Source organism: Sinorhizobium sp. KGO-5 (assembly GCF_036245905.1).
Taxonomy (GTDB): domain Bacteria; phylum Pseudomonadota; class Alphaproteobacteria; order Rhizobiales; family Rhizobiaceae; genus Sinorhizobium; species Sinorhizobium meliloti_A.
Map to the genome: position 1 here is coordinate 186,317 of NZ_BDIZ01000002.1, position 24,037 is coordinate 210,353.

Here is a 24,037-nt window from a genome sequence, read left to right on the forward strand (position 1 = left end):
ATCATGGCTGCGGCAGGCCCCTCTCCTGCCGCAGCCATGATGTTCACGAACGCCGCACTTCATGCAACCGCCGGTGCTCTATTTCTGAAAATAGGTCGGCCTTCCGTCCTCGCCCTTTTTCCATTCGTAGATCACATAATCCGGACGCGTGATATCGCCCTTGTCGTCATAACCGATCTCACCCAGGACGGTCGACCACGGTCCGCCCGCCTTGATGGTTTCGGCGACCTTCTGCGCGTCGTCGGCCGAACCCGTTTTCTCGATGGCCGCGGCAACGATCTGCACGGCGATATAGGCGTAGAGCGTATAGGCTTCCGGCTCGAAGCCGGCGGCTCGGAAGGTTTCGACCACCTCGTTGGCGGCCGGATTGCGCCGCGGATCGGGAGCGAAGGTGTTCAGCGTCCCGACGACTGCGTCGCCGGCGATCGATGCCAGTTCGCTCGAAACCATGCCGTCGCCGGAAAAGAGGGTGGCGCCGAGCCCCTGATCGGCGGACTGTCGCATGATCAGGCCGGCCTCGGTATGCAGTCCTCCGAAGTAGATGAGCGTCACGCCGGCATTCTTCATCTTGGCGATCAGCGCCGAGAAGTCTTTCTCTCCGGCGGTAATTCCCTCGTAAAGCACTTCTTCGATGCCTGAGCCGTTCAGCACCTGCTTCGCCACGTCGACGATACCTTGCCCGTAGGGCGTCTTGTCGTGAACGATCGCTATCTTGTCCCCGTGAAAATTGGCGGCGATGTACTCGCCCGCGACCTTGCCCTGCTGGTCGTCACGCCCGCAGGTGCGGAACGTGTTCCAAAGGCCGCGCTCGGTGAACTGCGGATTTGTCGATGCGGGCGTGATCTGGAGCACACCGTTTTCCGCATAGACTTCCGAAGCGGGGATCGATACGCCGGAATTGTAATGCCCCACGACGTAGCGGACGCCGTCCGCGACGAACTTGTTGGCAACCGAAATGCCCTGCTTGGGGTCCGAAACGTCGTCTCCGATGACGATCTTGAGCTTTTCGCCAAGCACACCGCCGGCGGCGTTGACATTGGCAACGGCACGTTCCGCGCCCTTGACGAACTGCGCTCCGAAAGCAGCGTTCGGACCCGTGACCGGACCGGCGACACCGATCAGGATGTCGGCCCAGGCAGTGCCTCCGGGTGCGACGATCGACGTCGCGACCACGGCGGACAAGAGTAGTTTCTTCATTGTTGCGCTCCCAGTACTGCTGCGGGCCCCCGATGAAGCCTCCTGCGCTGCCCACTCGTGACGCAGAAAGCCGTCTGGCGCGCAGAGATACGCGTCAGGCATTCCGTACCGGCGACTTTGGATCGTATCGTTCCCTGGACGGGCCTCTTCTATTTCTCCGAGGCATCGGCGCCCGCCAATGCCCGCCACCCTCCACCTGCTAAGCGCGCCGCCCGTAGCGTGCTGCGCGCTGTCCTCCCTCAGCCTGATATCTCCACCGCCACTGCGGTCGCCTCGCCGCCGCCGATACAGACGGAAGCTATGCCGCGTCTGAGGCCCCGGCGGCGCAGCGCATTGACGAGCGTGACGATCACCCGGGCGCCCGAGGCGCCGATTGGATGGCCCAGTGCGCAGGCGCCGCCGTGGACGTTCACCTTTTCCGCGGCAAGGTCCAGTTCGCGCATTGCCGCCATCGGCACGACGGCAAAGGCCTCGTTGATTTCGAAGAGATCGACCTCACCGATGTCCCAGCCGATGCGCAGGCAGAGTGCCTTGATCGCTCCGATCGGCGCCGTCGGAAAGAGACTGGGGGCATCCGCATGGGTGGAGTGACCGCAGATCGTCGCCAGAGGCGCGATGCCCTTTTGATCCGCCGCCGACCGGCGCATCAGCACCAGCGCCGCCGCGCCGTCCGAAATCGAAGAGGCATTGGCAGCCGTGATCGTGCCGCCGTCGCGAAAAGCCGGTTTCAACAGGGGAATCTTGTCGAGCCGCGCCTTTTGCGGTTGCTCGTCCAGGCTGACGGTTCGCTCCCCCTTGCCCGAGGCGATGTTCAGGGGGACGATCTCCTCCGCAAAGCTGCCGTCGGCACTTGCCTTTTGCGCCTTCTCAAGGGACGCAATGGCATACTCATCCTGGGCGCTGCGGGTGAATTGGTAGGCTTCGGCGCAATCCTCGGCAAAGGTGCCCATCAGGCGCCCCTTGTCATAGGCATCCTCGAGGCCATCGAGGAACATGTGGTCCAGTACCTTCTGGTGCCCGATGCGATAGCCCTGCCGCGCGCGGTCGAGCAGATAGGGGGCATTGGTCATGCTCTCCATGCCGCCCGCAACCACGATCGAGGCGGAATCTGCCTTGATCAGGTCATGTGCCAGCATCGTCGCCTTCATGCCCGAACCACACATCTTGTTGACGGTGGTCGCGCCGACGCCGGGAGGAACACCCGCAGCGAGCGCAGCCTGACGGGCTGGCGCCTGTCCCTGTCCCGCGGTCAGGACACAACCGAACATCACCTCATCGACCGCATCCGGCGCAAGTCCGGCGCGTTTCAGAGCATCGGCAATCGCGGCCGCCCCTAACTCGGCGGCGCAAAGGTCCCTCAACTCACCTTGGAAACTGCCAAGCGGGGTTCGGGCCTGCCCGACGATGACCACAGGATCCTGCTTGTTCATTCGAACCTCCCTGCATGGCCATGCTTACCGGGGCGCCATGCGCAAAGCCCCGTCGAGGCGGATGACCTCGCCATTAAGCATCGTATTCTCGCAAATATGCTTCACGAGGGCGGCATATTCCTCGGCCCGACCAAGACGCGGAGGAAAGGGCACACTTGCCGCGAGCGCGTCCTGAACATCCTGAGGCATACCGGCCATCATCGGCGTATCGAAGATGCCAGGCGCAATGGTGACGACGCGAATTCCAAAACGCGCGAGCTCGCGCGCGGCCGGAAGCGTCAGCGCGGCGACGCCGCCTTTCGACGCAGCGTAGGCGGCCTGGCCGATTTGCCCGTCGAAAGCGGCGATCGAGGCGGTATTGACGATCACCCCCCGCTCTCCGTCGGTGTCCGGCACTCCCTGCGACATGACCTCGGCGGCAAGCCGTATCATGTTGAATGTCCCGATCAGATTGACGGCGACCGTGCGGGCGAAACTGCCCAGTGCGTGCGGGCCGCTCCTGCCGAGAATCTTCTCGCCGGGCGCAGTGCCGGCACAATTCACCAATCCGTGGACGTGCCCTAATTCCTGTTTCGCGAACGCCAGAGCGGCGGTGGCGTCGGCCTCACTCGTCACGTCGGCATTTCGGAAGCACACCGCCGCGCCGAGTTCGGCGGCAAGCGCCTCTCCCGCTTGAGGCTTCAGGTCGAGCCCCAGCACTCTCGCGCCCTCCTGAGCCAGCATGCGCGTCACAGCCGCGCCCAGTCCGGAACTGGCCCCCGTGACGATAAAGACGCGGCCCTTGAGTTGCATAGGCTCCGGCTCCAACTTTTTCCACCCGGGATGATGCAGAGGAGAAATATGGTATGCAATGACCGAATGACTCAGATTACGTGATCGCTTTTGCAATGTTCGACGAGAGGGACGTCGCCCATGGAACGCCGGATGATCGCCCCATGTTTCATGGACGATACGCTCGAATGCCTGCGGCGTCATGGAGTGGATGCCGAACCCCTCCTTGCACAAGCCGGCCTGCCATCCGTCGTCACCGGCCCGGTTTCGGCCGAACAATACGGCGCCTTCTGGCATGCGGTGGCACAGGCGATGGATGACGAGTTTTTCGGCGAGGGCGCCCGGCCGATGCGCGCTGGGAGCTTCGCATTGCTGTGCCACGCCATTCTTTCGACCGTGACGCTCGAACATGCGCTGCGGCGAGCGCTGCGCTTCCTCAGGGTGGTCCTCGAGGAACCGCATGGCGAGCTGGTCGTCGAAAACGGTCTGGCACAGATTGTCCTGAAGGACGCCGGCGCGACGCGCTCCGCCTTCGCCTATCGTACCTTCTGGATCATCCTGCATGGCGTCAATTGCTGGCTGATCGGACGCCGGCTTCCGATCCGCTGGGTCGACTTCCGTTGCAGTGCGCCCCCCGCCGGAACCGATTATCGGCTCTTCTTCGGCGCGCCCGTCCACTTTGATCAGCCCCGGACGCGGCTCGTTTTCGATGCCGAGTACCTGAAACTGGCGCCCATTCGTGACGAGCGGGCACTGAAGCACTTCCTCCGGCATGCGCCTGCAAATATTCTCGTGCGCTATCGCCACGACGCAGGATTGTCCGCGGCAATACGCCAGCGGCTCCATGCCACGGCTCCGTCCGCCTGGCCGGGTTTCGAGGCGCTTGCCGCGCGCATGCGGATTGCAGCGCCGACCCTTCGACGCAGATTGAAGCAGGAGGGCCAGACCTATCGATCGATCAAGGAGGACCTGCGCCGGGCGCTTGCGATGGAAGCCCTCGCCGACGGCCGGACGAATGTGGCCCAGCTTGCCGTCGAGCTCGGCTTTTCCGAGCCGAGCGCCTTTCACCGCGCATTCCGGAAATGGACCGGAAAGTCCCCGGCGCAATTCCGGCGCAATGCGACGCGGACGGATTTCGCGGAAAGCACTTCACCACGGAAACGCAGTCAGCCCCAGGAGAGCTGATCTTTAGGCAGCCGGCCACTTGGATCGTACACGTCGACGCGATGCGGCAGATCCGGTCCCCACGTCCAAAGTACGAGATTCCGGTCTCCCGCTTCGGTCCCCGGTGCGAAACTCGGAACCAGGATGCCGGCGGTCCCGCGCGGATGAAGACGGTCGTAAATGGCCCAGGAAGCCGGACGCCTCCCCTCGGCAAGCGCGCCCGCCCAGCTGCAGGCCATCTCCTCCAGCGATACCCCGTGTTCCGCCCTCCCCCTCTCCGTCGTCAGATCAGCGATGTCGGCGCAATCGATGTCGTAGGAGCAAAGCACGCAAGGATCGATACGATGGGCGAAGCCCTGATTGGCCTCCTTGACCGCTGTCATGATGCTGAGTGCAAGGTAAAGCGTCTTCACGCCCTTCGGGTTGAAGCGCGCGCCCTTTATTGCCGCGCCATCGCCGGATGTAGGTTTGAAAGCCCAACGTGGATCATGCGCGCGATAGCAGGTTCCGGTGAACCTCAAGCAAAGCCCCCGAGGGCCATGTGGTCGAGATAATCACGCACGGCCGCTGCCTTGCCGTCCTTCACCAGAGCTTCGGCCGTTCGTCCGCCGAATGCCGGGAGGGGCTGGGCGCGATACCACGCCATTGCCTGCTCCTTGCCGCCCGCCCAGTCGGTGACGCGGCTGATGATCTCGAGCATTTCGCGGAGGCGGTTCTGCGTCTTCGTCGCCCGGCTGCGCTCCAGCCGGTAGAGCGTTTCACGCGCAAGCCCGGCCGTTTCCGCAAGTTGCGTTTTCGACATGCCGAAGCCGTCCGCGACCTGCTGAACCGCGATCTTTCCGCCCTTGTCCATGTAGGACAGTATCAGCGGTCCGCCATCGCTTTGGGTCTTATGAGACTGAGCCATGTTGCGTCATATCCAAGAACACATTTCCTGTGCAAAATATATGGCAGCGAACGCGATTTCGCAAGATAGACACGATCCATCGATAATCGCTTTCACCTCTAACGAGGATTCCGACCGTCCTTCGATTCCGAAAGCGAAACCGCCTTCTTCCAGAGATCGGCATCGACGAAAACGGGCTGCTTTCGTCCGGAATGGCCGGGAAGCCTTACGCCGGCGGCGCCATGGGAGGCGACCAGATCATCCATCGCTTCGCAGAAGCGATCGGCGGCGAAGTGGCCAGGGTCGATGGCGATCAGGAATTGGCCGACATGCGGCGGCCCACCCTCGTCGCTTCCGAAGGCGCTCGCCTCCGTGCTGAGGGCAGAACCGGTCAGGGCGGCAGCAAGGATCTCCACGAGAAGGGCGATATTGGCGCCCTTGCGACCGCCGGCGGGCAGCAGCGAGCCTTCCAGCCCGATGGCCGCGTCGGTCGTCGGCTGGCCGTTCCCGTCCTGCGCCCAGCCGATCGGGATTGCCTCGCCGCGATCGCGGCGCAGGATCATCTCGGTCTTGGTGACGGCACTCATGCTCTGGTCGACGACGATTGCCGGAGCCCCTTCTTTCGAAGGTACGGCGAAGGCAAGCGGGTTCGTGCCGAAGAGCGCCCGCGTCGCCCCCGGCGGCGCAACGGAGGCAGGCGCATTCGAAACGCAGATGCCGATCAGGCCGGCGTCGGCAAGGGGCCGGACGTGATGACCGAGGGCGAGGCAATTATAGGAGTTGCGCACCGCCATTGCCGCGAGGCCCGCTTGGCGTGCGAGGTCGATCAGGACCGGCGTACCGGCGGCAATGGCGGGATGTGCGAAGCCGGATCTCGCGTCGACCGTGACCGTCACACCGCGCGTCGTCACCTCGGGAACGGCTTCTCCAGCGACCTTTCCGATCGCCAGGTGCCTGCAGAAGATCGGCAGGTAGTAAAGGCCGCAGACGCGATTGCCGTCGGCCTCCGCGGTGGCGATCGCGCTCGCCACGGCGCGTGCGTTTTCGGCTGCCGCACCATGGGCCGCCAGCGCCTTGAGGCAAACTGCCTCGATCTCTTCACGGGAGGTTTCGACCGGTGTCATCGACTTGCTGCGTAGCGTCTTTCGCCTTCGGCGACCAGGTCTTCGGCGAGCTGGAAACCGAGTCCAGGCTTCGTGAAGGCGCCCAGCCAGCCTTTTTTGGGGGCCAGGTCGGGCGAGGAGACGATATCCTTCTGGACGAGCTGCCACATGATCTGGTTACCGTCGTCGAGATTGGGAATGGCGAGCCCTATGTGGTGTTCCGCGCAGGTGGTGATGCCGGTGGTAAAGGAAGAATGGATGCAGATCTTCAGTCCGGCGGCCTCCGCCACGGCTGCCGCCTTCATCATCGGCTGTATGCCGCCGATTTCACGCGGGCCGATGCAGATCATGTCCGCAGCACGCTGGCGGCATATCTCATAGACGTCGTAGAGCGTAAAGGCGGCCTGATCCGCAACGATCGGGATACCGACTTTCTCGCGGACATGCGCCATGGCCGGAATGCTCCAGCTCACCGTTGGCTGCTCGATGAACTCGATGTCGAATTTTTCGAGCTTTCGGCACATGTTGATCGCGTCATGGACGCTCCAGCCTTCGTTTGCATCGAGGCGCAGGCGCGCGTCGCCGATCTCGCGGCGAACCGCCGCGGTGATCTCCAGGTCGAGCTTTTCGCCGCGACCGACCTTGAGATAGAAGACCCGTTCGCCCTGGGCATGACCCACCGCGGCATCGCGCGCAAGCTCCTCGGCGGTCTCCCCCTGCAGGAAATAGAAGTAGCCGACCACCTTCCGGTGAGCCCCCCCGAGCAGCTGGTGGACCGGCAGGCCGGCGAGTTTGCCCTGCAGATCCCACATGGCCATGTCGATTCCGGAAAATATCTGATTGGCCGCCCGCATGATATTGGCGCCGTGTCCGAGATATTCCTGGTGGAAGATGCGCGCGAGGAGTGGCGCCACATCATGGGGCGAATGGCCGACGAGGTGCTTGGCGAGGCGATATAGGATAGCCGCCGTACCGGTCTGGTCCGGCGCGACCGTGCACTCGCCGACCCCTACCGTGCCGTCATCTGCCTCGATCTCGATGAGGTTGACCGCGAAGGATTCACGGATGCCGTAGGACCAGTGGTAGGGCTGTTTGAGCGGCAGTACCAGCGGGCGGACGCGGACGTTTGATATCTTGACCATTCTCGGAGTTCCTCGAAAAGACGGCCGGCACGGCCGGTCCCGTATATCTGCGCCCGGTTCTCCGGCACGCACCCTTCCCGCCCGCCGGCAGAAAACCTGCAGGCGGGACGAGACGTTCGTCGATAGATGCGGCGCGTTTACATGCCGAGCGACTTCAGATAGTCGGCGGCGACCGTTTCGATGGTCTTCTTCTCCACATCGACCTGGCTGTTCAAACGCTGCATCGTGGCGTCATCGAGCTTCTTCGAGACCGCTTCGAGCGTTTCCTTGAGATCCGGATTCGCGTCGAGCACTTCCTTGCGCACGACGGGGGTCAGCGCATAGTTGGGGAAGAAGCCCTTGTCGTCCTTCAGCGTCTTCAATCCGAGCGCCGCGATCTGGCCGTCGGTCGCCTGCGCGGCGATCGTGTCGAGATCGCCATTGGCGAGAGCGTTATAGGCGAGACCAAGATCCATCGGCCTGATATTGGCCCGACCGGTTTCGAAACCGTAGACCTTCTCCAAACCGATCAGGCCGTCCGGACGCTTCGGAAATTCGGCCGTCGTGCCCATGAGGACATCCTTGCCGTCGTTATACGCCTTGGCGAGGTCGGAGATCGTCTCCATGCCGTCCGTCTTGGCGTTGCCCGGCTTGATGACATAGGCGTAGGTGTTGTTCGCCGCGGACGGCGCCAGCCAGACGAGGCCTTTCTCACCGTCGAGTTCCTTGACGCGGTTGTAGGTCTCCTCCGGCGAAAGCCGTTCCGTCACCTTGTTGAAGGTGATGAGCGACGTCCCCGTATACTCCCAGTAGAGATCGACCTCGCCGTTCTCCAGTGCGGCGCGAACGATCTTCGTGCCCATGCCGTCTTTCTTGTCGACCGTGTGGCCCTTGCTCTGAAGGAGCTGCTTGGTGATCTCTGCGATGATCAGCTGCTCGGTGAAGTTTTTGCCGCCGACGGTAAGGCTGGCGGCCCAGGCAGTCGTCGTGACGAGCGCAATGGCGGCCGCCGACAGAAGGGTCTTGGCAAGTTTCGGTGCGAAGTTCATTTCAGTTCCTCTCTCTCATTTTGTTATCGTAGCGGATTGATGCCCCGTGGAACGAGGTAGTACTGAATCTGGCCGACGATGAAATCGACCAGGACTGCGAGCATTGCCGTGGGAATGGCCCCGGCCATCATCATCGGGAGTTCGTCCAGCGAGATCCCGGTGAAGATCAGTTCGCCAAGCCCGCCCGCGCCGATCAGAAAGACCAGGGGCGCCGAGCCGACGCAGATCGCGAGCGCCGTGCGGATGCCGCCGAAGATCACGAAGAGGGCGTTTGGAAGTTCGACGCGCCACAGAACCTGCCGCGGCGTCATGCCCATCCCGGTTGCGGCCTCCACAAGGTGCGGCGGCACGGCGCGCAGGCCGGCATAGGTGTTGCGCACGATCGGCAGGAGGGTGGCCGCCCAGAGGCCGAACACCGCGGGCACCGTACCGATCCCGAGCAGCGTCATCGAAAGCGCCAGGATCGCGAGCGTCGGCACGGTGCTGCCGATATTGAAGATCTGCATCACGGCTTCCGAAACGAGGCGGAAGGCAGGCCGTGAAAGGACGATGCCGACCGGTACGGCCACAAGGATGGCGAGCCCTCCCGCCCAGGCGACCAGCTCCAGATGCTGCACGGCGAGATAGGAAATGTCGTCGGAATAGGCGAGGATTTCCTCCGCCATGCCGCTCCACCACAGCCAGGCGACGGTTGCGGCCAGCACGACGAGAACGATCATCGGTGCGGTCTCGATCCGGCGGCGATGCTGCGGTGCGGCCTGGCCGGCGAGAGCGCTCATGCCTTCCCTCCATGGCCGAGATTGTGCACGATGGAACGGTAGCTCATCACGCCCGCCATCCGTCCGCCCTCGTCGACGCAGGGCAGCAGCGCCATGTCGTGTGCGAACATCATCGACACGGCCTGCCTGAGATCGCCGGTGGTCGGGACGGCGGACTTTACCGGTTCCGCATGATCGCCCACCGTACCGGAGCGCAGCTCCGCCACCTGCTCGCTCAAGAGAGATTGCGGTGCGCCGTCGGCGTTCAGAACGAAGACTGCAGCGCTGCGCGACGATCGCATGCGCTCAAGCGCATGTTCGACCGAGTCCGAGCTCCGGACCGTGATGAAACCCGTCTCCATGGCGTCGCGCACCGAGACGAGCCTCAGCCGCTTGAGTGCCCGGTCGGAGCCCAGGAAGTCTTCGATGAAGCTGTTGGCGGGACGGGCGAGCAACTCGTCGGGCGCGGCATATTGTTCGAGCCTGCCGCTGCGGAAGATCGCGATCTTGTCCGCCATCTTCACCGCTTCGTCGAGATCGTGCGAGACGAAGATGATCGTCTTGCGGATCTCCCGCTGCATCTTCAGAAATTCTTCCTGGATGACTTCGCGGTTGATCGGATCGATCGCCCCGAACGGTTCGTCCATCAGCATGACCGGCGGATCGGCCGCCAGCGCGCGCAGGACGCCGACACGCTGCTGCTGGCCGCCGGAAAGTTCCTTCGGATAGCGCGTGAGGAAAAGGTCGGGCTGGAGACCGACAAGCTCGAGGAGCTCTTTGGCGCGGTCGCGCGACTTGCGGCGATCCCAGCCGAGGAGGTCTGGCACGACACAGATATTTTCCTCGATCGTCTTGTTCGGGAAAAGGCCGATCTGCTGGATCACATAGCCGATGCTCCGCCGCAGCTTGATCGGATCGATGGTGCTCGTGTCCTTGCCGTTGATGAAGACCTTGCCGCTGGTGGGCTGGATCAGCCGGTTGATCATCTTCATCGTCGTCGTCTTGCCGCACCCCGAAGGGCCGAGCAGCACGCAGATCTCTCCGGTTGGTAAGTCCAGACTTACACTGTCGACGGCAATGAGGGGATCGTGCGCCGGGCCGTAGTGTTTCGTCAGATTTTCGAGCCGGATCATGGCGTGACCTCCCCCTGGATACCGCGTGACGTGAGAAGGCGCTGTACGAGCGCGAGGAACAGGTCGGCTGCGATCGCAAGCAGCGAGACCGCCAGCGCCCCGGTCACCAGCTGTCGGGGATCGGACTGGCTGATGCCGCGCGAGATGAACGTGCCGAGGCCGCCCGCGCCGATATAAGCCGCGATCGCCGTCACGCCGATGTTCATGACGACGGCCGTCCTGACCCCGGCCATTATGACGGGAATGGCAAGCGGGATTTCGACCTGGTGCAGACGTTGCCAGGTGCTCATCCCCATGCCTTTCGCGGCCTCTCGAAGAGACGGATCGACATTGGTGATGGCGGTGTAGGTGTTGCGGATGATGGGAAGCTGGGAATAGAGAATGACGGCTACGACCGCCGGGACATAGCCGATGCCGTGGCCGATCGGCGAGAGCAGCGGGATCATCAGGCCGAACAGCGCAATCGAGGGAACGGTGATCATCATCGACGCGAGATAGAGGACGGTATCGGCCGTGCTCTTCGACTGCGTGATCGCAATCCCGATCGGCACGGCCGTCGCGATCGCAATCCCGACCGCCAGGAAGACGATCGAAATGTGCTCGATCGTCCGCGTGCCTATGACGTCCAGATTGTCGATGATGAACCGTATGATCTCCATTCGTTGCGGCCTGCCTTTCCTAAACTGGGTCACGATGTCTCGGTCGGATTCGACCTGAACCGTGCGTGACCGATTCCAAAAAATCAGAGCGGGCGGCAGGCGGGACACCCGGCCTTCCGCACTGATGCGCGCCCCTGTCAAACGCTCGTCAGAGCTCGCCGTACAGTTTAGCGGCATTCCCGAAAGTGTAACGTAGGGGCACCGATCCCTCGACCCGCCATGCTTCGACCGTATCTCCTTGCAGAAGGGCGCAAGCGGCTTCGGTATCGACGACCGCGCCGCCATAGAGGCGGTTCGCCAGGTTGAGAATGCCGGTCTGGTGCATCGCAAGGCCGCCGCTGCCGCAGGCGTCCTTGACGAGCAGGACATGCAGGCCAAGGTTGATCGCGTCCTTGACCGTTGCATCGACACAAGCCTCGGTCCAGACGCCGGCGATCACCAGCCATTCCACGCCAGCGTCCCGCAATTCGCCGATCAAGGGGCTCTTGCCGAAGGCGCTCGCTTCGTTTTTGACAAGCAGCCGCTCCGTCGGAAGCGGAGCGACCTCCGGGCAGATCTCCGTGAGCGGATCGTCCTTGTCGCTGAAGGCGGAACGTCCATCCGGTCCGATGGGATGGAACGGGCGAAGATTCTCGGCGAGATCGACGATATAGGCGCAATGAAAGACGGGAATGCCGCTGCGGCGGGCCGCCTCCTGAAGGCGCGCGGCATTGCCGAGCACCGTCTCGTAACCGTCTACGAGATAGCGCTCGTCGTGGCGATGCTCCTCCTGGAGATCGATAAAGAGAGCGGCAGCTTTTGCGCGGTCGATCCGCAACGGTTTCTTCATCAAGTCTCCCCGCTCAGGAATTCGTCCTCATAGGGAAAGCGCGACAGGAGTTCCGTGCCGTTCTCCGTGATGAGGATCTCGTCTTCGAGTTTCACGCCCTCGCGGCCGCCCTTTTCGCCGATGTAGCTTTCGACCGAGACGACCATTCCGGGCACGAGACATCCGTCGCGACCGTAGGTCTCGTAGTCCATCGCATGGGCGATGAACGGCGTCTCGCCGTGCATGCCGACGCCGTGCATCACGGACGTGTAACGCTGATCGACGAAGCGGTCCGGTATCTTCCAGGCCTTTTCGGCGATCTCGCGGAAGGCCATGCCCGGCTTGACGATGTCGATATTGTGCTGAACCTGTTCGTAGGCCATTCGATAGAGCGACTTCTGGTAAGGGGTCGGCTTGCCGGGACCGCAGCGGAAGGTTCGCGAGAAATCGGAATAGTAGCCGTAGCAGCCGATCGTATCGGTATCGAGGGCCACGAGTTCGCCGGGTCTGATCTTGCGGCCGCTTGCCTCGTTGAACCAGGGATTGGTTCGCTGGCCGGAACTCAGCAGCCGGGTCTCGATGAACTCGCCGCCCTGCCGGATCACTTCATGATACATGATCGCGAAGAGCTCGTTTTCGGAAACGCCCGGCTTGATCGCTTCGCGTACGGCGGCCACGGCAGCTTCGGCGCCGGCCATGGATACCTGAAGGCACTTGATCTCTTCGGGAGTCTTGACGGCCCTGACGGCGAGAATTTCGCCCTGACAGTCCTTTACCTCGCACCCGCGCTTTTCGAGCGCCAGTGCCTGCAGATGGCTGCAGCGGTCCATGCCGAGCTTCATCGACCCGCCGCCATGCTGCTTGAGCAAATCGGTAATCTCGTCCGCGAAGGGCCCGGCGGTCTCGTCGTCCTTACCGGAGACGGAGGACCAGACAAGCTTGGAAGGGCGGGCCTCGTCGATCGTGTCGAGGACCATCGAGACATGATAGCTCTGCGGATATTCGAAGAGGACGACCGGACCTTCGGTGGGGATGAAGAAATAGCGGGTGGAGTTGCGCAGGAAATACCCGAACATGTTTCGGGAGCCCGTCGCGTAGCGCTGGTTATAGGGATCGAAAAGGACCACCGCGCCGTAGCCGGCCGCGCGCATCCAGTCGCGAAGCTTCTTCAGCCTCCCCTTGCGCAGGGCGTCGGCGTCGATGAAGGACGGTTCCGTGTCCGAAAGCCACATGCCGCCGGCCGGATCGGCTGCCTCCGGATGGCGCATCCGGTCCTTGAAGTCCACGTCATCCACGCTGTCGGGATCGAATACAACAATGCTCATGACATTCTCCTTTTCCAGCAGGATGGAGAAGAGTCGGAGCGCGCATTTGCGCGGATTCCGCGGTATCTATGCCGGAATCCGCAGAGTTTCATTATTTCAGCCCCGCGACTGCGCGAGGCGCCTCGCCCGCTCGCGAAACGCGGCGGCGAACGCTGTGCGGGACATATCCGAACTGCTCTTTGAAGGCGCGGGAGAAGTTGGCGGCATTCCCGAAACCGCAGGCGACCGCGACTTCATTCACCTTGAGACTGGAATGCGTCAGCATGTCTGCCGCGTGCCCAAGCCTCAGATTGCGGTAATAGCTGTTGGGCGACACGCCAAGTTCGGCCTTGAAGGCGCGTTCGAGCTTATCGGGCGAGACATTCAGCCGGTCGGCCAGATCCCCGATCCGCAATAGATCCTCGATCGCATTCTCCATCATCGCCACAGCGGAAAGGACGAGGTCGTCGGCGATCCCGCTCCGGATACGCAAGGTCAGCTTCCGACGATCGGCGTCGGGTCGCAGCGGGCTGTGCATGAACCAGCCGGCGACGCCGTCGGCGAGCTCGGCGCCATAGTCCCGTCCGATCATGTCCAGCATCATGTCGAGGCTGCCGATGCCGCCGACGGAAGTGAAGCGGCGGCGGTCGATCACATAGAGGTCCGAGCGCATGTCGAGCTGCGGGAACGCTTCCTTGAAGGCCGGCTGGCTGGTCCAGTGGAGCGTGCAGGAATGGCCGTCGAGCAACCCTTTGCGCGCCAGGAAGAAGGCAGCATCGGCTACCGCACCGAGTTGCGCACCGGATCGGAGATTCTTGCGGATCCAGGCCATCTCCTCGTCCGCAACGAGATGCTCTGCGTCACCGCCCGAACACACGACAATCCGGTCGACCTCCGGTGCGTTGCGCACATGAAAGTCCGGCTCGATACTGATGCCGTTCGATGCCGTGATCTTCTCGCCGGCCGCCACGGTAATCCAGGAATAGCAGCGCTTGCCGGAGAGCGTATTGGCTGCGCGCAGCGGCTCGATGACCGAACTGAAGGCCATTAGCGGAAAGTTCGGAAACATCAAAACCGCGAAGCGGATTTCCTGCGTATCCCTCATCTGCCCCTCAAGGTTCGCCCGCCCCGATCTCCGCTCGTCGCTGGATCATGTAGGCATCGAGCTCTTCCCGGATCGCCGGGTCGAGGACCGGTTCCTCGTATTCGCTCAGGGCTTGCTGCCAAATGCCGGTCGCGCGCTCCAGCGCGTCGTGCCCGCCGGCCTCCTGCCAGCTGCCGTAATTCTGCCAGTTGGACAGCATCGGCTGGTAGAAAGCAGTTTCGTATCGCGCCATCGTATGTTCGGAACCGAAGAAGTGTCCTCCGGCCGGTACCGATTTGATGGCGTCGAAACCGAGATCGTCCTCGGAGAATGGCATGGGCTCGAGGAAGCCCATCATGTTCTGCAGGATCTCCACGTCCAGCACCAGCTTCTCATAGGAGGCCGTCAGGCCACCTTCGAGCCATCCGGCAGCGTGATAGATAAGGTTGGCACCCCCGAGCACCGCACCCCAGGTGGCCATCTCCGTCTCGTAGGCCGCCTGAAGGTCGACGGCGTTGGAGGCATTGGCGTTCGACGTGCGATAGGGAAGCTTGTAGCGCCGCGCGAGCTGACCCGCGATGATGTTGGCCTTGGCGTTTTCCGGCGTGCCGAAGGCGGGGGCGCCGGACCGCATGTCCACATTGGACGTGAATGCGCCATACATGACCGGCGTACCCGGATTGACCAGTTGCGCAAGCGTGACGCCGAACAGCGCCTCGGCATTCTGCTGGCAGAGTGCTGCCGCAAGCGTCACCGGCGTCATGGCGCCCATTAGCGTGAAGGGCGTGATGGTCACGGGCTGCCCGTGCTCGGCCATGGCGATCAGTCCGTCCGCCATCGCATCGTCGAAAAGCCGCGGCGAGTTCACCGAGATGATCGTGATGACGCCGGGGGATCGGCGCATCTCCTCGACGCTGATGCCGCGCGCTATCGCCATCATGTTGATGCCGTCTACGGCCCGCCCCCGCCCGATGGCGGTGCAATGGAATGAGAGATCGCTGAGCGTGATGTTCGCCTTGTAGGTATCGAGGTGCCGGGAATTGGCCGGCAGCTCCATCGGCGCGCAGACCTGGTTCCCGAGAATGTGGATCGCGTTGAAGTGGTGGGCGAGACGGGTGAAGTTCTGGTAATCGGCGAGATTTCCCTGCCGCCGGCCGTTGATCCGGTCGTGCACGTTCGGAGGACCTGCCACGAGGCCGAAGGCGATCGTATTGCCGCCGATCGTCAGGCGTTTTTCGGGATTGCGGCTGGTCAGCGTGAAGGAAGACGGCGTCGTGGCGAGCGCCGCCTCGACGATGGATTCGTCGATGCGGATCATCAGGTTCTCGCGGTCGACGATGGCGCCCGCCTTCTCGAACAGCGCCATCGCCTTTTCGCTCATGACACGGATACCGATTTCGGAGAGGATGCGCATCGAATTGCGATGAAGCGCCTCGAGACGATCCTCGTCGAGAAGCTGCATCGGGGAATAGGTGTTGACGACCTCCCGCCATGGCAGCTGCGAGATACCGTCGCCGCCCCGGATTGCCCGCGATCGTCTTCCGCCGCCGCGTCTGCCGCTCATCGAGAACTGCCTTTCATCCCCTGATCCGCGCAGCTGCGCCATAGAAGGCCCTGCTCCGGATACTTATGCTTTTTCTGTTCCGCTCCCCGAAACTATGGCCAATCATGCATCGGTCTTCACATGATAAGTTCGGCGGCAATGGCCAAAAAAAACCATGTCATGGCACGCGTGCACCTTGCAAGTCCCGGACGGGCCTGACTAGCATGGAGCAAAAGGGGAACTTTCAGATGAAGCCGCCGCCGCCATTGAACTACATCCGCTCCTTCGAATGCTCCGCCCGGCATCTCAGCTTCACCGAGGCGGCCAACGAACTGGGCTATACGCAGGCCGCTATCAGCAATCATGTGCGGGCGCTCGAGCAATATCTCGGGCGTCAGCTCTTCATCCGCTATCCGCGCAGCCTCAAGCTGACCGAAATGGGAGAGGCCTTTCTTCCCACCCTGCGCCAGGCTCTGAACCAGATAGACTTCGCCACGGAAGCGGTACTTGCGTCGGCGCGCAACAAAACCGTCGTCATCTCCTGCCCGACGAGCCTTGCCGAAAACTGGCTGGCAAGGTGCGTCGCCGGGTTCAGCAGGAAACATCCCGAGGTTGAAATCCTTCTGCACGGTACGATCTGGGAGGATTCGACCGAGCAGATCGCCGATATCCTCATTTCGATCCGCCGCTTCGACAACATGCCGGCAAGCGGCATGCAATTGTGGAACGATCGGCTTGTGCTTCTATGCGCGCCCCAGCTCGTCCACGGGCAGAATGCGATCAGGACGCCGGCCGACGTTCTGAAATCGAACTGGATCGCGGTGCACGGGCGGCAGGAGTTCTGGCAGGAAATGGCCGATGCGCTCGGCATAGACGCCTCCGCGAACGACAAGCGGCTTTCCACCAATTCCACCAATATCGCGCTGGAAATGGCGGCGAGCGGCGCCGGCTGCATCGTGACCACCCAGTCGCTGGCGCGGACCTATGTGGATCGCGGCCTGCTTGTCGAGCCGTTCCAGATCCGCACCAAGAGCGCGTGGAACTACTACCTCGCCGAAGGGCAGGCGTCGAAAGGAACGACCGTCTCGAAGGTGCGCGACTGGATCATCGCCGAGGCTCAGAAGGTGATCGGCTGACCGGTTCACCCCCGATACCGGAAGGGCCGATCTCAGACTAGCCCGAGCCCATCCGGCAACAAACGAAAATTGCGAGATCAATGACCTCGTTTTATTTGTCCATTCGATGACAATAGGCGCCGATTTCCCGCTCTGGGCCGCTTTGCAAAAAACGGCTCGTCCCTAAACTGAAGCCGCGACGGCAGAGATTTGCCGGCGGCAGAGGTCATCGTTTCAAGGCTGGATTTTCATGCGCTCCCACGCTCAAGCGGTCGTCATCGGCGGCGGTCTCATCGGCTGCTCCATTCTCTACCATCTCACCAAGCTCGGCTGGTCCGACGTCGTGCTTCTCGAGCGCAGCGAATTGACATCGGGATCGACCTGGCATGCGGCCGCCAACATCCACGGCCTGCACGACTCCACGAACATCAGTCTGCTTCAGCATTATACGATGGCGCTCTACAAGGAGCTGGAGGTCGAGACCGGGCAAGGCTGCGGCATCTTCCAGCCGGGTTCGCTCTATCTTGCGCAGACCGAGGCGCGCGAGCACCAGCTCCGGCTCCAGGAGGCCAAGGCGCGCCGCTACAAGATGAACTTCTACGAGATCGGCCGTGACGAAGCGGAGCGGCTGCATCCGCTCGTCAACTTCGACGGCATCCGCTGCATCATGTACGAGCCGGAGGGCGGCAATGTCGACCCCTCCGGCGTGACGATGGCCTATGCCGCAGGCGCGCGCAAGCGTGGCGCCGAAATCCACCGCTTCACGGCCGTCACCGGTACGGAGGCGCAAGCGGACGGCAGCTGGATCGTGCGCACGCCGAAGGGCGACATCCGCACCCGGTGGGTGGTCAACGCCGCCGGGCTCTGGGGCCGCGAAGTCGCGGCCATGGCGGGGCTCGAACTTCCGCTGATGCCGACGGAACACCAGTATTTCGTGACCGAGACCATAGCGGAGATCGCCGCCCTCGACCGGCGGCTTCCCTCCGTCGCGGACCGCGACGGCGAATATTACCTCCGGCAGGAGGGCCTGGGCCTGCTGATCGGTGCCTATGAGCGCGACATGCGCTTCTGGGCCGAGGAGGGCACGCCGCTCGGCTTCGGTCACGAACTTTTCCCCGACGACCTCGAACGCATCGAGGAAAACATGATGCGCGCGATCGACCGCGTGCCGGTGGTCGGAACGGCGGGCATCAAACGCGTGATCAACGGGCCGATGATCTGGTCGCCCGATAGCGCGGTCCTCTTCGGCCCCGTGCCGGAAATGACGAACTACTTCTGCTGCAACGGCATCATCCCCGGCTTCTCGCAGTCGGGCGGCATGGGCAAGCTTGCGGCGGAATGGATGATCGAGGGCGAACCGTCGCTCGACATGTTCGGCTGGGACATGGCGCGCTTTGGCCAGTGGGCGAACAAGGCCTTCACCAAGGCGCGCGTGCAGGACCAGTACAGCCACCGCTTCAAGATCCACTTCCCCAATGAGGAGCGGGCGGCCGGACGCCCGGTACGCACCCGGCCGGCCTATGAGAAGCAGAAGGCGATGGGCGCCGTCTTCGGCCTGAATTTCGGCTGGGAACATCCCCTCTGGTTTTCCGCCGATGGCGAGCCCAAGGAAGAGACGACCGGCTTTACCCGCCAGAACTGGTGGGCGCCCGTCGGCCGCGAGGCCCGAATGCTGCGCGAAAGCGCCGGCATCATCGACATTTCCAACTTTGCGAAATACGCGGTGAAGGGACCGGGTGCCTCGGACTGGCTGAACGCGCTTTTCGCCAATCGCATGCCCACGACGGTCGGCCGCTCGTGCCTGACGCCTCTCATCGGAAAGCGGGGAGGCATTGCGGGCGATTTCACCGTGACGAAGCTCGGCGACGACGACTTCATGATCTTCGGCTCCGGCATGGCGGAACGCTACCACCAGCGCTTCTTCAATGCGGTTCCGCTGCCCGAGGGCACGACCCTTACCTCGATGACGGAGCGCCTTTGCGCCTTCAACATCGCCGGGCCGAAATCGCGCGAGTTGCTGATGCGCCTGACGAACGACGACCTCTCCAACGAGAGCTTCCCCTTCATGCGGTCGCGCAGGATGCGCGTAGCCGGCGTCGAGGTCGTCGCACTGCGCGTCTCCTTCACCGGCGATCTCGGCTGGGAACTCTACTGCGACGCCGACCGGCAGCTCGCGCTTTACGATGCCTTGCTGAAGGCCGGTGCGGATCTCGGCGCGGGCCCGGTCGGCTCACGCGCACTCGCCTCGCTACGCATCGAAAAGGGCTATGGCAGCTGGAGCCGCGAGTATTCGCCCGAATACTGGCCGCAGGAATGCGCTCTCGACCGGCTGATCAAGCTCGACAAGGACGGGTTCCTGAACAAGGCCTCCTACCAGGAAATCGCCGGGAAGCGTCCGAGGCAGAAGCTCGCCATGATATCGATCGACGCCACGGATGCGGACGCCACCGGCGGCGAGCCGATCTTTCTCCGTGACGGCACCCCGATCGGCCATGTTTCGTCCGGCGCCTACGGCTATACCGTCGGCATGTCGCTGGCGCTCTGTTACATCAAGGCTGGAACGGCGAAACCGGGTGACACGGTGAGTGTCGCAATCCTCGGCCGCCCTCATGACGCCGTCATCCTGGAACGGCCGCCCTTCGACCCGGCAGGCGAAAGGCTTCGAATGTGACGAACAAATCTATGCCGTCCCTCTGAAGCCGACACCGCAGCGGTATCCGCCGGAAGATCTCGTGCTCTGGAAGAACGCCGGGTCAGCCAGGATGTTTGTGGATCGGATCCACCCAGTAGACTTCCTCTGGCTTTTCGACCGGATCGACATCGGTAATGTTCACAACGACCGCCTCATTATCGGATCGGACCAGCACGCATTCGAGCGGATTTTCCGGATCCGCGTTGATTTCCTGGTGCGGCACGAAAGGCGGCACGTAGATGAAGTCACCGGGTCCGGCTTCGGCGACATATTCGAGCCTGTCGCCCCAACGCATGCGCGCCTTGCCGCGAAGCACGAAGATCACGCTTTCAAGCGGCCCGTGATGATGCACCCCGGTCTTGGCATTGGGCTCGATCGCAACGGTCCCGGCCCAGATCTTCTGGGCGCCGACGCGGGCATGGTTGATTGCCGCCTGCCGATACATGCCTGGCGTCTGAGCCGTGTTGGCGTCGAGTTGGTCACCCTTGATGACGCGAACGCCGTTGTTCCTCCAGTGGTCCTCTCCGTGATGATCGTGATCGTGCTTCTCGGGCATTCTCCGTCTCCTGCTTTAGGCACAGTTCCGCACTAGATCACGATGAGTTAGGTCGGGTCGACCGAAAACATGAAGGTGATCGATATCGACACCGCGCCGCCACTTATGGCAGGTTCGCGCCAACAAAAGCCATCGCATTCCAAGCGACATGCCGGAAGCGACGGCGATACCGGAACGGCGGCGGTGCCGGTTTCCTCTCTAGGGGTCGGAACAAGAGCTGCTCGAAGTCGTACGCTAACGCAGAACGAACCGGAAATGCGGTACTTTTGGCGTACTCAATCGTGTTCTAGGTCTTTTGGACGCTGATTTTAGCACATGAAAGCCGTGCTCATTCTAACGAGAGGCTTCCATGTTCAAATCTCTATTGCACGCGCTGGGGTTCATTGGCATCGGCTTTGCCGTCACCGACCTTGCGCAGTTCGGAAACTACATTGGTATCGAGCACGTATCCCAAGACAAGTCCACGTCGCGCGGAAACTTTCCGCGTCTGAGCAAAGGTTCGACGCCGCCATCCAGATAGCCCCAGGGAGCACAGTAGCAGAGATCACCCGGAGCTTCGTTGGAGAGCGCGTCGCTGCCTTCCTGGAAACTGCGTCCGGCATGCCACACGCGGGTCCCGGTCGGTTACAAGCCAGCCAGTGCTCTTGCCGTCGTGGCGCATAATGCCCTCAGGCAGCGACGCTCCCTACCGTTTCTCTTCTGCCCTGAGCGAAAGCCGTCTGGAGAGGCGGATGCGCCCTGACCCTTGCGATTGGTGTATATTCAAGCTAATATATCCGTATATTCCATGCTGGATATACATGAGGAAACGGTCATGTCTCTCTACATTCGCGACGACGATGTTGATGCCCTGGCAAAGAAGGTTCAGCAGGTCACCAAAGCCCCGACGAAGACCGAGGCGGTCAGACGCGCTCTAGAAAATGAGTTGGCGCGAGTGGAACAAGCTGTGCCGCTAAAAGAGCGAGTCGAAAAGATTCAGAACAGTGTTCGAGCCAAGATGGGACCAAACAAGCCGGGCTTCGACATGAAAAAATTTACTGACGAAATGTGGGAGATCTAATGTTCTTGGATGCGTCGGCGATCGTCGCCATCTTGGCTGGTGAAGAGGATGCAGGTTACCTTCTCGCCAAGATTGAGATGTCGGAAGGTCTTAAGATCTACTCGCCGCTCTCGATGTTCGAGGCCGTGATCAGTTTAGCCCGTATAGTCTCGATCTCGCAGTTCGGCGATCAGGTCCCTACTCCGCCCGAGTTGATCGATGAGGTGCAAGAGGACGTAGCGAAGTTCCTGGAGACGATCGGCGCGCGCGAAGTGTCCGTGAGCGGCTCCCTACACCGCAATGCAATTGAAGCGGCTCGCAACTATGGCCGTTTTGTCGGGCACCCGGCGCGGCTGAATTTTGGTGACTGCTTCTCCTATGCCTGCGCCAAGGAATATCGCCTTCCCCTTCTGTTCAAAGGCGACGATTTCTCAAAAACGGATATCGACGCTGCTTAAAAGTGCGCACCTTCGCAGGTTTGCGGGCAATGGCTTGCTCGCGGCAAGGCTGCCGGGTTGGCAGTGATCGCGGGATGTGGATCACAGGTGGAGCATTTTCTCGAGGGCGGCGAGATCGATGCGCCGGACGCCGCGTCCCAACCACTGCCGCAGCGCCCGCGCCCGGGCCGCCAAGTCGGACACAACGCAGGCACAAGAGGTGCACCTGTAGGTAAATTATTATTACCGAACTCCTAAATAAACTAAACTTTACTTATCGCCGCCTGTGCCTGCATCGTGCTCCCGGAAACAAACGCGCCGGGGACCGCCGGCAGAGGAATGCTCGAATGAATGCTTTTTCGCCGCCGCCCCGCCTCCTGATGGGCCCCGGTCCGTCCAACGTCGCGCCGGAAGTGCTCGCGGCACAGGCGCGACCGACGATCGGTCATCTGGACCCCAGCTTCGTCGGATTGATGGACCGCATCAAGGACCAACTCCGCCTCGCGTTCCGAACAGATAACCGTGTGACTTTCCCCCTATCGGCCCCCGCCTCGCTCGCCATGGAGATGGCGTTGGTGACGCTGCTCGAGCCAGGCGACACCGCCATCATCGCGCAAAACGGCGTGTTCGGCGGACGCATGGCCGAAATTGCCCGGCGCGCGGGCGCGGAGGTACGGCTGGTTTCCGTCGAATGGGGCGAACCTATTGATCCCGAGGCGGTTCGCGCGTCGATCCTGGAGGCACCGCAGGCCAAGCTGCTCGCTTTCGTGCACGCGGAGACTTCGACCGGCGTACGGTCGGATGCGGCCGCGCTGTGCGCCCTGGCGCGCGAAGCGGGGTTGCTGTCGGTCGTGGATACCGTGACGGGCCTCGGCGGAATTCCGGTGTCGGTCGACGAATGGCAGGCGGACGCCGTCTATGCCGGCACGCAGAAATGTCTGTCCGCGCCGCCAGGCCTTGCGCCGATCACCTTTTCCGATCGCGCCGTCGCGGCAGTCAAGGCGCGCAAGGCGCCGATCCAGAGCTGGTTCCTCGATCTCGGTCTTATGCTTGGGTACTGGGATGGGGAAGGTGCCCGCTCCTATCACCACACCGCGCCGGTCAATGCGCTTTACGGCCTGCACGAGAGCCTTACCCGCCTGCTTGGCGAAGGCTTGGAGACCGCTTGTGCGCGCCACCGCTCCGCCCATGATCGGCTGGTCGAACGGTTAGAAGGGCTGGGCGTCGGCTTCGTCGTCGACAAGGAGCACCGGCTACCGCAGCTGAATACGGTTTGGCTCCCGGAAGGCGTGGAGGACGCGCCCGCGCGCAGACGCCTGCTTGACGAGTTCGGGATAGAGATCGGCGGAGGACTCGGGCCGCTCGCCGGCCGTATCTGGCGCATCGGACTGATGGGCGAGACTTGTCGGATCGAGAATGTCGACCGTCTGGCCGAGGCGATCGCGGCAGTTCTGCCGTAGCCTCCTGGCCCTGAGTTCCCACTCCGCCAAGAAGAGCGCCGTAAGAGTGCCGACTGCTGTGATCCGGTCGCTTGCCCCCTAGGCGGCACGCGCCGGCCCGGCCGGGAACACACCCGACATGACCGTGAAGCCCTTGATCCGCTTGAGGCGATCGCACCAACGACGGATTGCCGGATAATCCTGCCGGGGAATGCCCCCCTCTTCCGAAAGCATGATGTAGGGGAAACAGGCGATATCGGCCACGGTCGCGTGCGGCGCCGAGCATATCCAGTCACGCCCTTCCTGCTCGCCGAACCAGAGATGCTCGTCGAGGATGCGAAACAGCCTGTGAGCGCCGGCCCGAGCCGCCTCGACGTCCAGATCGTAGAACAGGCCGTCATGGAGACGCGCGGCTGAAGCCGTGCCGGTGATGCCGTCCGCAAAGGCGAGCCACTGGCCGATCTCGCCGAGAAGCGCCGGATCGTTGCGCGGGTACCAGGTGCCGGAGGGATCATATTTGGAGGCGAGATAGACGAGGATCGCCTGCGCGTCGCGCAGCACCAGTCCGTCATCCTCGATCACCGGCAGCTGTCCAAGCGGATTGAGCTTCAGGAACCAATCCGACTTGTGTTCGCGGCCGGGATAGAAGTCGACCGGTACCGTCTTGTACTCGATGGCGAGCATGCTCATCAGAAGTCTGAGCTTGTAGCAATTGCCCGAGAGTTCGTAATCGTAGAGGGTAATCATCC

General features: G+C 62.5%; 23 protein-coding genes and 1 pseudogene. 6 read left to right on the forward strand and 18 right to left on the reverse strand.

What is annotated here, in order from left to right; translation table 11 throughout:
* Positions 1–78: 78 nt before the first annotated feature.
* The 3 genes from BHD07_RS10095 to BHD07_RS10105 form a co-directional block, all read right to left on the reverse strand.
* Positions 79–1,197: a branched-chain amino acid ABC transporter substrate-binding protein gene (locus BHD07_RS10095; protein WP_338279651.1), complete on the reverse strand. Its 1,119-nt coding sequence runs from the start codon at positions 1,195–1,197 to the stop codon at positions 79–81.
* Positions 1,198–1,436: 239 nt separating this feature from the next.
* Positions 1,437–2,627, reverse strand: a complete 1,191-nt coding sequence (locus BHD07_RS10100; RefSeq protein WP_338279653.1) for an acetyl-CoA C-acyltransferase — start codon at positions 2,625–2,627, stop codon at positions 1,437–1,439.
* A gap of 24 nt (positions 2,628–2,651) precedes the next feature.
* Positions 2,652–3,419 carry an SDR family NAD(P)-dependent oxidoreductase gene (locus tag BHD07_RS10105; protein WP_338279655.1) on the reverse strand — a complete coding sequence of 256 codons (768 nt, stop codon included), beginning with the start codon at positions 3,417–3,419 and terminating at the stop codon, positions 2,652–2,654.
* 120 nt (positions 3,420–3,539) lie between these two features.
* Here BHD07_RS10105 and BHD07_RS10110 point away from each other — a divergent pair, with 120 nt between their 5' ends.
* Positions 3,540–4,583 carry an AraC family transcriptional regulator gene (locus BHD07_RS10110; protein WP_338279659.1) on the forward strand — a complete coding sequence of 348 codons (1,044 nt, stop codon included), beginning with the start codon at positions 3,540–3,542 and terminating at the stop codon, positions 4,581–4,583.
* Here the strand turns inward: BHD07_RS10110 and BHD07_RS10115 are convergent.
* The 12 genes from BHD07_RS10115 to BHD07_RS10170 form a co-directional block, all read right to left on the reverse strand.
* Positions 4,565–5,083 (reverse strand): RES family NAD+ phosphorylase, encoded by a 519-nt coding sequence (locus tag BHD07_RS10115; RefSeq protein WP_338279660.1) that lies wholly within the window; start codon positions 5,081–5,083, stop codon positions 4,565–4,567. The two genes, BHD07_RS10110 and BHD07_RS10115, sit on opposite strands and share 19 nt — an antisense overlap.
* On the reverse strand, positions 5,080–5,469 hold the full coding sequence (locus tag BHD07_RS10120; RefSeq protein WP_338279661.1) for an antitoxin Xre/MbcA/ParS toxin-binding domain-containing protein: 390 nt from the start codon (positions 5,467–5,469) through the stop codon (positions 5,080–5,082). The genes BHD07_RS10115 and BHD07_RS10120 overlap by 4 nt, the downstream gene beginning before the upstream one ends.
* 98 nt (positions 5,470–5,567) lie before the next feature.
* Positions 5,568–6,572 (reverse strand): Ldh family oxidoreductase, encoded by a 1,005-nt coding sequence (locus tag BHD07_RS10125; RefSeq protein WP_338279663.1) that lies wholly within the window; start codon positions 6,570–6,572, stop codon positions 5,568–5,570.
* A complete protein-coding gene (locus BHD07_RS10130; RefSeq protein ID WP_338279664.1) occupies positions 6,569–7,693 on the reverse strand; it encodes a mandelate racemase/muconate lactonizing enzyme family protein in 1,125 nt (374 codons plus the stop codon). The genes BHD07_RS10125 and BHD07_RS10130 overlap by 4 nt, the downstream gene beginning before the upstream one ends.
* Before the next feature lie 137 nt (positions 7,694–7,830).
* Positions 7,831–8,721, reverse strand: coding sequence for a glycine betaine ABC transporter substrate-binding protein (locus BHD07_RS10135; RefSeq protein ID WP_102763212.1), 891 nt, complete (start codon positions 8,719–8,721; stop codon positions 7,831–7,833).
* 23 nt (positions 8,722–8,744) lie between these two features.
* Positions 8,745–9,500, reverse strand: a complete 756-nt coding sequence (locus tag BHD07_RS10140) for an ABC transporter permease (protein WP_338279667.1) — start codon at positions 9,498–9,500, stop codon at positions 8,745–8,747.
* The gene (locus BHD07_RS10145) at positions 9,497–10,612 is read right to left on the reverse strand and encodes an ABC transporter ATP-binding protein (RefSeq protein ID WP_338279669.1); all 1,116 of its coding nucleotides are present in this window, start codon (positions 10,610–10,612) and stop codon (positions 9,497–9,499) included. Before BHD07_RS10145 ends, BHD07_RS10140 begins: the two co-directional genes overlap by 4 nt.
* Entirely contained in the window at positions 10,609–11,271 is a 663-nt protein-coding gene (locus BHD07_RS10150) for an ABC transporter permease (RefSeq protein ID WP_338279672.1), read from the reverse strand. The genes BHD07_RS10145 and BHD07_RS10150 overlap by 4 nt, the downstream gene beginning before the upstream one ends.
* A 148-nt stretch (positions 11,272–11,419) precedes the next feature.
* Positions 11,420–12,100, reverse strand: coding sequence for an isochorismatase family protein (locus BHD07_RS10155; protein ID WP_338279674.1), 681 nt, complete (start codon positions 12,098–12,100; stop codon positions 11,420–11,422).
* On the reverse strand, positions 12,100–13,404 hold the full coding sequence (locus tag BHD07_RS10160) for a M24 family metallopeptidase (protein ID WP_026168740.1): 1,305 nt from the start codon (positions 13,402–13,404) through the stop codon (positions 12,100–12,102). Before BHD07_RS10160 ends, BHD07_RS10155 begins: the two co-directional genes overlap by 1 nt.
* Before the next feature lie 91 nt (positions 13,405–13,495).
* On the reverse strand, positions 13,496–14,488 hold the full coding sequence (locus tag BHD07_RS10165) for a GlxA family transcriptional regulator (protein ID WP_338279677.1): 993 nt from the start codon (positions 14,486–14,488) through the stop codon (positions 13,496–13,498).
* A 7-nt stretch (positions 14,489–14,495) separates the two neighbouring features.
* On the reverse strand, positions 14,496–16,031 hold the full coding sequence (locus BHD07_RS10170; protein WP_338279679.1) for a trimethylamine methyltransferase family protein: 1,536 nt from the start codon (positions 16,029–16,031) through the stop codon (positions 14,496–14,498).
* A 227-nt stretch (positions 16,032–16,258) separates the two neighbouring features.
* On the opposite strand from BHD07_RS10170, the gene BHD07_RS10175 reads away from it, so the two are divergent.
* Together BHD07_RS10175 and BHD07_RS10180 are read left to right on the forward strand one after the other, a co-directional pair.
* A complete protein-coding gene (locus BHD07_RS10175; protein ID WP_338279681.1) occupies positions 16,259–17,146 on the forward strand; it encodes a LysR substrate-binding domain-containing protein in 888 nt (295 codons plus the stop codon).
* Between the two features lie 229 nt (positions 17,147–17,375).
* Complete coding sequence (locus BHD07_RS10180; RefSeq protein WP_338279682.1) at positions 17,376–19,796, forward strand: GcvT family protein; 2,421 nt, start codon at positions 17,376–17,378, stop codon at positions 19,794–19,796.
* 82 nt (positions 19,797–19,878) lie between these two features.
* Here BHD07_RS10180 and BHD07_RS10185 read toward each other — a convergent pair whose 3' ends face one another.
* Both BHD07_RS10185 and BHD07_RS10190 read right to left on the reverse strand, forming a co-directional pair.
* Complete coding sequence (locus BHD07_RS10185) at positions 19,879–20,373, reverse strand: cupin domain-containing protein (RefSeq protein ID WP_100673276.1); 495 nt, start codon at positions 20,371–20,373, stop codon at positions 19,879–19,881.
* Between the two features lie 382 nt (positions 20,374–20,755).
* Positions 20,756–20,827 (reverse strand): annotated as a pseudogene (locus tag BHD07_RS10190) (VapC toxin family PIN domain ribonuclease); the annotation flags it as partial.
* Positions 20,828–21,187: 360 nt separating this feature from the next.
* On the opposite strand from BHD07_RS10190, the gene BHD07_RS10195 reads away from it, so the two are divergent.
* From BHD07_RS10195 to BHD07_RS10205, 3 genes are all read left to right on the forward strand, one after another.
* Complete coding sequence (locus BHD07_RS10195) at positions 21,188–21,433, forward strand: type II toxin-antitoxin system VapB family antitoxin (RefSeq protein WP_338279683.1); 246 nt, start codon at positions 21,188–21,190, stop codon at positions 21,431–21,433.
* A complete protein-coding gene (locus tag BHD07_RS10200; protein ID WP_338279685.1) occupies positions 21,433–21,870 on the forward strand; it encodes a type II toxin-antitoxin system VapC family toxin in 438 nt (145 codons plus the stop codon). The genes BHD07_RS10195 and BHD07_RS10200 overlap by 1 nt, the downstream gene beginning before the upstream one ends.
* A 326-nt stretch (positions 21,871–22,196) precedes the next feature.
* Positions 22,197–23,309 (forward strand): pyridoxal-phosphate-dependent aminotransferase family protein, encoded by a 1,113-nt coding sequence (locus BHD07_RS10205; protein ID WP_338279688.1) that lies wholly within the window; start codon positions 22,197–22,199, stop codon positions 23,307–23,309.
* 78 nt (positions 23,310–23,387) lie between these two features.
* On the opposite strand, the gene BHD07_RS10210 is transcribed toward BHD07_RS10205, so the two are convergent.
* Positions 23,388–24,035, reverse strand: coding sequence for a glutathione S-transferase family protein (locus tag BHD07_RS10210; RefSeq protein WP_338279689.1), 648 nt, complete (start codon positions 24,033–24,035; stop codon positions 23,388–23,390).
* Positions 24,036–24,037 lie beyond the last annotated feature (2 nt).